This is a genomic window from Streptomyces sp. NPDC058373, assembly GCF_042723275.1.
Classification (GTDB): Bacteria; Actinomycetota; Actinomycetes; order Streptomycetales; family Streptomycetaceae; genus Streptomyces.
Genome location: NZ_JBHXJE010000091.1, coordinates 1 through 4,954, shown reverse-complemented (window position 1 = coordinate 4,954; position 4,954 = coordinate 1). Strand labels below are relative to the sequence as shown.

At 72.6% G+C, this 4,954-nt stretch carries 6 protein-coding genes; all 6 read right to left on the bottom strand.

From position 1 onward, the window contains the following. Window positions 1–203 precede the first annotated feature (203 nt). The 6 genes from ACFWMZ_RS28035 to ACFWMZ_RS28010 all read right to left on the bottom strand — a co-directional run bounded on the left by ACFWMZ_RS28035 (window position 204) and on the right by ACFWMZ_RS28010 (window position 4,833). Window positions 204–302, bottom strand: coding sequence for a 30S ribosomal protein bS22 (locus tag ACFWMZ_RS28035; RefSeq protein WP_003948845.1), 99 nt, complete (start codon window positions 300–302; stop codon window positions 204–206). 144 nt (window positions 303–446) lie between these two features. Continuing rightward, window positions 447–656, bottom strand: coding sequence for a helix-turn-helix domain-containing protein (locus ACFWMZ_RS28030; RefSeq protein ID WP_003948846.1), 210 nt, complete (start codon window positions 654–656; stop codon window positions 447–449). Between the two features lie 128 nt (window positions 657–784). Continuing rightward, a complete protein-coding gene (locus ACFWMZ_RS28025; protein ID WP_383204967.1) occupies window positions 785–1,633 on the bottom strand; it encodes a phosphatase in 849 nt (282 codons plus the stop codon). A gap of 124 nt (window positions 1,634–1,757) precedes the next feature. Then, on the bottom strand, window positions 1,758–2,930 hold the full coding sequence (locus tag ACFWMZ_RS28020; protein ID WP_383204964.1) for an acetoin utilization protein AcuC: 1,173 nt from the start codon (window positions 2,928–2,930) through the stop codon (window positions 1,758–1,760). Then, window positions 2,881–4,128 carry an MFS transporter gene (locus tag ACFWMZ_RS28015; RefSeq protein WP_383204961.1) on the bottom strand — a complete coding sequence of 416 codons (1,248 nt, stop codon included), beginning with the start codon at window positions 4,126–4,128 and terminating at the stop codon, window positions 2,881–2,883. The genes ACFWMZ_RS28020 and ACFWMZ_RS28015 overlap by 50 nt, the downstream gene beginning before the upstream one ends. Window positions 4,129–4,179: 51 nt before the next feature. Then, window positions 4,180–4,833, bottom strand: coding sequence for an HAD family hydrolase (locus ACFWMZ_RS28010; RefSeq protein WP_383204959.1), 654 nt, complete (start codon window positions 4,831–4,833; stop codon window positions 4,180–4,182). Between the last annotated feature and the right edge of the window lie 121 nt (window positions 4,834–4,954).

The following is a 4,954-nucleotide window of genomic DNA, read 5'->3' as shown; positions in this document are numbered from 1 at the left end:
TGAGGCCACCTTCCAGCCCGGCCGGCGCTTGAGGCCACCTTCCAGCCCGGCCGGCGCTTGAGGCCACCTTCCAGCCCGGCCGGCGCTTGAGGCCAAAAATCAGCCCGGCCGGCGCTTGAGGCCAATCCGTGGACGCGCCACAAAAAGACCGAAGCCCTCCCGCCAAAGGGCGGAAGGGCTCCGATACGCACGCCGCTAGGCGCTCACTTCTTGTTACGACGCTGCACACGCGTCCGCTTCAGCAGCTTGCGGTGCTTCTTCTTAGCCATCCGCTTACGCCGCTTCTTGATAACAGAGCCCACGACTACCCTCGCTCACTTCTCGGACAACCCCCGTTTTCACCGGGGGTCATTGGTGCGGGGCTGCATGGGCCCACACGACCTACGTCGGCTTAGCCTACCCGCCCCACGCCCGAGGCCGTAATCGAGGTCCCGCGGACCCGGCCGTCAGGCCGTCTCCACCCCCACGTAGGAGTCGCGAAGGTACTCGTGAACCGCCTGTTCCGGGACGCGGAAGGACCTTCCGACCCGGATGGCGGGCAGATGACCGCTGTGCACCAGGCGGTACACGGTCATCTTGGACACGCGCATCACCGAGGCGACTTCCGCCACGGTCAGAAACTGGACCTCGTTGAGAGGCCGGTCAGCAGCAGCCATGTCACACCTGAACCTTCCGCACATGACGGGCACCGGCTTCCCCTCCGGTGACTCCTCGTCTCTGTGCGCTCACTCCCCAATGTAGGGGCGGGTGATGCGAGTGGGGAAGAGGAGCCCCTCCCGGGTCCCTACGGTGACAGACACGCCCGATTGAGTACATAGCGCGTCAGCGGCTCGTAGCAGACCGACCGCACTCCGTCATCGAGCGGCACCGCCACCGCCACCCGGCCCTCGGCCTCCCCGACGAACGGCGCGGGATCGTCGGTGTCGGCCGGCCCGATCGCCTCGAACCCGAGCTGACCTGCCCCGCAGACCCATCCGTGGTCCCCCACCACGAGCCCCGGCAGCGGCCCGCCGCGCTCCGCCGCCACCCCCAGCACCACGCGTACGGGCAGCGGCGAATGGCAGTGCGCGCCCGGCTCACAACCCGCCTCCGGGCCCGCGTCCGCTCGCACCAACGCGACGCCCTGTACGTAGTCGATTTGATGCGTACGTAGACCGAACCGGGTCGTTATGTCGACACTTCGACCCTGCGCCGGGGTGAGGACCTGCCCTCCCGCCGCCGAGACGCCCTGCGCCAAGGCGGCGTAGAAACCGATGAGGCGGTGGGGGTGCCCGGTGCCGAAGAGGACCGGGCGGCGCTCGGCCACCGCCCGCCCGAGCCGCGCGGCGAACCGGTCGAGCCCCCGCAGCGTGCGATCCGGGTCGACGGTGTCGACGCCCTCGGTCCGCCGGGGGTCGGCCGAGACCCCGCACCGCCGCGCCATCAGCGCCAGTACGTCGCGCTCGCGCCAGGCTCCGAGGGGGTCGAGGCCGAGCAGCGCCCGGGGATCGCGGGCGGCGAAGAGGCGGTACCGGCGCAGGCTCGCCTCCCGGGGGGTCGCGACCGTCCCGGCGATCCCGGTGGCGAGCAGATGCGCGCGAAGAGCCTCGCGGGAGGGCGCCGGGGGCGAGGAGGGCGGGGGCGGGAGAGGCACGTACCCGATGCTGACGCACCGTCCGCCACCGGAGCCCCGTTCGGCGGAAATCCCCCCGGTCGGCCCAGCGTTCGCCGGCCCTCCGAGCGCCCCCGTCGAACGCGGGTGCCACACGCCCCCGCTGCTACGGCAGCAGCCCCCGCTGGGGGAACGCCGCCTTCCGGGTGGCCAGGACGGCCTGGTCGAGCCGGTCGGCCGGGTCGTAACCGCCCTGCCAGTCACGGAAGCTGACGGGCCAGCGGCCGTCGGTCATCCGGTTCGGCCCGGGCTGACGGGTGCGGGCGTAGACGAGCTGCTTCCACTCCTCCGGGATCATCGACTCCGGCGGGATGGGCTGCCCGGCGGCGACCGCCGCGAGGTGGGTCCAGGCGCGCGGGACGACGTCCACGACGGCGTACCCGCCGCCGCCGAGCGCCACCCACCGCCCGTCCGCGTAGTCGTGGGCCAGGCCGTGGCAGGCGAGCTGCACGGCGCGCTGGGCGTCGAGGGAGATGGCGAAGTGGGCGAGCGGGTCCTCGAAGTGGGTGTCGGCGCCGTGCTGGGTCACCAGCACCTGCGGCCGGAACTCCGCCAGCAGCTCCGGCACCACGGCGTGGAAGGCCCGCAGCCACCCGGCGTCGCCGGTCCCCGCGGGCAGCGGCAGGTTGACGGAGCTGCCCTCGGCGTCCGGCCCGCCGGTCTCCTCGGGCCAGCCGGTGTGCGGGAAGAGGGTGCGCGGGTGCTCGTGCAGCGAGATGGTGAGGACCCGCGGGTCCTCCCAGAAGGCCGCCTCGACGCCGTCGCCGTGGTGCACGTCGGTGTCGACGTACGCGACGCGTTCGGCACCGAGTTCCAGCAGCCGGGCGATGGCGAGGGCCGCGTCGTTGTAGACGCAGAAGCCGGAGGCGGCGCCGGGCATGGCGTGGTGCAGGCCGCCGGAGAAGTTCACGGCGTGCTCGGCCTCGCCGCGCCAGACCGCCTCGGCGGCGCCGACGGAGAGACCGGCGATGGCCGCCGACACCTCGTGCATCCCGGCGAACGCCGGATCGTCCTCGGTCCCGAGCCCGTACGACCCGTCCGCCGAACCCGGATCGGCGGAGACGGCCTTGACCGCGTCCACGTAGTCCTGCCGGTGGACCAGCCGCAGCGTGGAGTCCCCGGCGGGCTTGGCCCCGGTGACCTCAAGCTGCCGGTCCACGCCGTACGCGGAGATCAGTGCCCGGGTCAGCGCGAGCCGCACCGGGTCCATCGGATGGCGGGGACCGAAGTCATAGCCGGTGACCGCCTCGTCCCACATCAGCTGCGCGCGCCCGCTCATGCCCGTCACCGTACCGGCCGCCGGTTCCCTCAAACGAGCGGGCATACCCGACGGTCACCAGGACCAGCGCCATCGGTACCAGCATGGCCCCCCGGTAGCTCCACGCGTCGCCGATGACACCGACCAGCGGGGAGCCGACGAGGAAGCCGACGTAGTTGAAGACGTTGAGCCGGGCCACGGCCGCGTCCGACCCGGCGGAGCCGCCCTGCTCGAAGCCGATCCGCCCGGCCGCGGCGAAGGTCTGCGGCACGATCACGCAGAGCCCGAGGCCGAGCAGCGTGAACCCGGCCATCCCGGCCGGCACCCCGGGCGCCCCCGCCACCAGCGCGAACCCGGCGGCCGCCACCACCGCCCCCGCCCGCACCACCGCCACCGCCCCGAACCGGCGCATCCCGAGATCGCCGAGCGTCCGCCCGAGCAGGGTCATCACCATGTACACGTTGTAGGGAACGGTCGCCGCCTGCTCCGAACCACCCAGCACGTCCTGGAGGTACTTCGCGCTCCAGTTGGAGACCGTCGAGTCCCCGATGTACGCGAAGCTCATCACCAGACAGAACGGCAGCAGCACGGCGAACGCCATCCCGCGCCCGCCCCTGGCGCCGCTCCCCTCCTCGCCCGGCCCCGCTCCCCCAGCCGGCGCCGCGTCCACGTACCAACGGCTTCCCGCCAGCGCGAGCGGCAGCAGCACCCCTGCCACCGGCGCGTACGCCACCCCGAGCGCCCACCCGCTGTGCGCCCCGAGCCACGCCAGCGAGGCACCGGCGATGCCCCCGAGGCTGTACGCGGCGTGGAACCCGAGCATGATCGACCGCCCGTACGCGCGCTGGAGGCTGACTCCGAGCATGTTCATCGAGGCGTCGAGCGCGCCCACCGCGAGACCGAAGACGGCCAGCGCGAGAGCGACCTGGGCCATCCCCTGACCGATCCCGACCGCCAGCAGCGCGAGCAGGACCACCGGCTGGGCCCACCGCAGCACGAGACTGGGCGCGACCCGCCGGACGAGCCGCTCGGTGGCGCCGCTGGCGACCCCAGCGAGGACCGGCACGGCGGCGAGGAAGGCGGGCAGCAGGGCGTCGGATATCCCGTACCGGTCCTGGATCGCCGGGATGCGGGTGACGAGCAGCGCGAACGCCACCCCCTGGACGAGGAAGCTGAACGCCAGGGCCGCTCGCCCGTGCCGCATACGCGGGTCGGTCATGGCCGCAGAGCGTACGACCGGCCGCTACCCACCGGTATCCCTTTGACCGGATCAGGTGGAACCCATGACCAGCCCCGGCAACCCGGCCATGTCGCCGAAGAGCTCGGTGGCCCCGGCCAGCCGCCCTGCGGGCGTCATCGCGGTGAACCCGTACACGTCCATCCCGGCCGCCCGCGCCGCCTCGACCCCGAGCGGGCTGTCCTCGACCACGGCACACCGCCCGGGCGCCACCCCCATACGCTCCGCCGCGTGCAGGAAGAGGTCCGGCGCGGGCTTGCCCCGGCCGACGTCGTCCGCGCTGAAGACGGTCTCCTCGGGGAACCACGCGTCCAACCCGGTCTTCCGGTGCCCGACCCGGATCCGCTCATGGCTCCCGGACGAGGCCACGCAGTACGGGACGCCCGCGGCCCGGAGGCCGGCCAGCACCTCCACGACGCCCCGCACCGGCTCCAACTCCCGCCGGAACGCCTCGAAGACCCGGCCGTGGAACTCCACGTCGAACTCGGTCGGCAGCCGCCGGCCGGTCCGCTCAAGGACCGTGTCGTGGATCCGGTGCACCGCCCCGCCCATGTAGTCCCGCAGGGAGTCCTCGTAGCTGGTGGGATGGCCGAGCTCGGTCAGATAGCCGGCGAGGATGGTGTTGGAGAGGGGCTCGCTGTCCACGAGCACCCCGTCGTTGTCGAAGACGACCAGGTCGTAGCGCATAGGGCGACCCTAATTCCCCGCGCGAGAAAAGGTCCTGAACGCAGAAATGCCTCGGGCCCCGGAAACCCTTTGACAGGTTTCCAGGGCCCGAGGCCACAAATAGTTCGGCGGCGTCCTACTC